This is a genomic window from Glutamicibacter sp. BSL13 (genome assembly GCF_052928425.1).
In genome coordinates this window covers 1-3,319 of the sequence record NZ_JAVGCZ010000165.1, presented here as the reverse complement: position 1 = coordinate 3,319, position 3,319 = coordinate 1, and the positions used below count along the sequence as shown (strand labels likewise).

Annotated in this window: 1 protein-coding gene and 1 pseudogene; both read left to right on the top strand. The window is 72.9% G+C overall.

What is annotated here, in order from left to right:
* Positions 1–2,741: hypothetical protein (locus RCJ92_RS15355; protein ID WP_446755052.1), on the top strand; the 2,741-nt coding region annotated here is incomplete at its 5' end.
* Positions 2,741–3,319: pseudogene (locus RCJ92_RS15350) on the top strand (hypothetical protein); the annotation flags it as partial. The gene RCJ92_RS15355 and the pseudogene RCJ92_RS15350, both read left to right, overlap by 1 nt.

The following is a 3,319-nucleotide window of genomic DNA, read 5'->3' as shown; positions in this document are numbered from 1 at the left end:
CGCCGGCGCTGCCGTTTGTGTGGCTGGGGATCCTGCTGGCCGGGATCGGGCATTTCTTCCTCTCGCTGCTGGCCAAGGATCCGGGCCATGCGTTCAACCACCTCGGTGCCACGATGCGCGGGTTGTTCAGCCCGGTGAAGCTGACCGCCTCCCGGCGCCAGGCCAAGGCCAGCCGCCGGGTTTCCCGCCACCAGGCGACCCGGCTGATGGTTCCGGCGGTGGAGGTGCGCGAATACCGGCGCAACCTCAGCGCCAAGGCCGAGGAGCACCAGGTGTTCGGCGACGGCACCGGCGCGGAGCCCGCAGCCGAGCCCAGCGGGGACAACTTCTCCGACTTTGTGCGCATCGCCGGGCCGCCGAAGACCACCGCGGTCTTCTCCCTGATTCTTTCCCTGCTGCTGACCACCGGCGTCTCGCTGGTGGCGTGGCGTTCGCTGCTCGGCGCCCAGGCCCTGGGCGGCGGGGCGCTCAAGCCGTTGTCGCTGAGCCTGAGCGAGATTTCCCGCAACGCCTTTGGCTGGTGGCAGCCGGCCGGCAGCGGCCTGGGGGCCGCACCGGATAACACCGACCTGCTGTACTGGCTGCTTTCCGCGCTCAGCTTCGACCACGCCAACCAGGCCAGCGCGGTGCTGCTGCTGGCCGCGATGCCGCTGGCCGCCCTGTTCGCCTGGTTCGGCGCCGGGGCGCTTTCCCGCTCCCGGGCGGTGCGCTTTGTGCTCAGCCTGTTCTGGGGCCTGTCCCCGGTGCTGTTCTCCGCCCTGGCCTCCGGCCGGGTGGGCGCGGCGCTGATCCATGTGCTGCTGCCGCTGCTGTTCCTGGCGGTGCTGCGCGCGCTGAAGGCCGGGATCGGGCATGAGCCCACGGCCGGTGCCGCCGGGATTTCCAACGCCTCGGCGTGGACCGCCTCGGCCTGCGCGGCGCTGCTGTTGTTCGTGATTTCGGCCGGGTCCTTCCCGTTCTTCCTGCTGTTGTGCGTGCTGCTGTACCTGCTGGCCATCACCCGCGCCCGCCAGGCGCGCACCCTGTGGTGGGTGCCGCTGCCGGCGCTGGTGTGGAACCTGCCGCTGCTGTTGGAGGCGTTGGGCAACCCGCGCCTGCTGTTCACCGAACCGGGCGTGCCTTCCGCGTTCACCCCGGCCGCCCCGTGGCAGCAGCTGCTGGGCTTCCCGGAGGCGTTTGACGCCGCCGGCACCCCGCTGGGATTCGGCTTCCTGCCCGAGGGCCCGTGGGCGCTGGTGCTGGCCCTGCTGGTCGGCGCCCCACTGGTGGCGCTGGCCGTGGTGGGCACCATCGGCAGCGCCGCCACCGGCCAGCGCACCCTGCGTTCGAACTGCCGGATGATGGTGCTCGGTGCCCTGCTGTCACTCGTCGCCGGGTGGGGGATTGGCTTCATCCCGGTGGGCATCGACTCGCAGCAGGCGGTCAGCGCCTACACCGGCCCGTTTGTCTCACTGACAGTGTTCGCCCTGCTGGCTGCGGCGGCCAACGCGGTCGCCGCATTGCGCGCCGAACACCACGCCCACGGGCAACGGGCCCGCGGCGCCGCGCCGACCCTGAAGCTGCTGGCCGTGTGCTCCGCGGTGAGCGTGGTGGCCTGCGGTGCGGTGGCCGTGGCCGCCACCCTGGATGTGCCGGCCCCACAGCAGTCCCCGACCGCCCTGGTGGCCGGGCAGCAGGTGCACGCCTCGGCTGAACGCAGCATCCCGGCCACGGCCGCCGATGCCGGACGCGGCCCGCTGCAGGAGCGCACCCTGGTGCTGCGCCAGCGGGCGGATGGCAGCATCGACAGTGAACTGGTCTCCGGGGCCGGGCAAAGCCTGGACTCGCTCAGCCGCAGCTCCCAGGTGGCGCAGCTGACCGGTTCGCTGCTGCACCCTGAACGCAATGAGAATTCGGTGCCGCAGGACCTGCAGCGCCAGGCCGTGGCGATGCTGCTGGCCGATTCGACCGTGGACGCCCGGGAAAACCTGCGCCAGCTTGGCGTCGGGTATGTGGTGCTGGACCAAGCCGGGGAACCCTCGGCCATGGTGCGCACCCTGGACGCCGCCAGCGGCCTGGCCGCCATCGGGCAGACCGACAGCGGCTGGCTGTGGCGGGTGACCTACGATGACGCGGTGGACGCCGGTACCGGATTCGCCCGCCTGGTCGCCGAGGACGGCAGCGTGCAGGTGCTCGACAGCCGCCGCGGCACCCTGCGCGACGTGCAGATTCCGGCCGCGCAGCAGCCGCGCACCCTGGTGCTGGCCACCGGTGTGGACAGCCGCTTCAACGCCAGCCTGGACGGGCAGCAGCTGCGCCCGGTGACCTACCCGCAGGACGGGGAACAACGCTGGGCGCAGGCGTTCGAGGTGCCCGCCCAGGGCGGGGCACTGAACGTCGGCTACCAGCAGCTGCTGGCCGTGCCGCTGCTGGTGCTCGGCGCGGTGGTGCTGCTGGTGACCGGGCTGCTGGCCATCCCGGTCCCGGCCGGGCGCCGGCTCTCCGGATACCGAGATGCCGACTTCCGTTTCCGTGAGGAACCGGTCTCGGTGGGCACCGCGCACGGTGCCACCGTGGCCCCGCAGCGCCCGGAGCCGACGATGCACGCCGAGCAGCTGGAGGAACCGGCCCCGCAGCTGGTGCCCGACACCCCGCTCAGCCGACGCCAGGCCCGGGAGCGCCAGCGTGAGCTGCGCGACCAGCTGGCCCCGAAGGCCAGTGACCGGTTGTCCGATTCCAGCGTTGAGCAGGAGAAGAAATAGTGGCTGACGAATCGAAGAAGCCGATGGACGACCAGCCGAACACCGGGCGGGAGGACAACGCCAAGGGAGCGCAGGGAACCCCGACCCCGAAGCCGGCTTCCGGCGCGCTGCCTGAACCCAAGCCGGCGGCCCCCCAACCGGTTACCGAGGCCAGCGGGTCCCACCGCGCCGCCGAGCCCGGTGCGGGTGCCGGCGCACCCGTGGGCGACGCGCCGAGCCCCGCCGAACTCAAGCGCCGGGCCAAGGCGGAGGCCAAGGCCGAGAAGAAGGCGCAGAAGCTGCGCCAGAAGCGGGAGAAGGCGCGCGGGCGCACCCGGGGCAACGAGCCGAACGAGGCATCTGCCGCCGGCAGCGCAGCAGAACCCGCGAAGAAGCCCGCGCAGCGCCAGCCGCAGGCCACGGATCCGGCTTCGGCACCCGCAAAGCCCTCCGGCCCACAGCCCGGGACCGCCCAGGCGGGCACGGATCGCCCCCAGACCAGCACGCCCGAGGGCGCCGGACCCGGAGCCGCGGGCACACCCGCGAGCCCGGTGCCCAAGCCGGCCGACGCCTCTGACGCCGCCCCGGCCCAGCCCGGC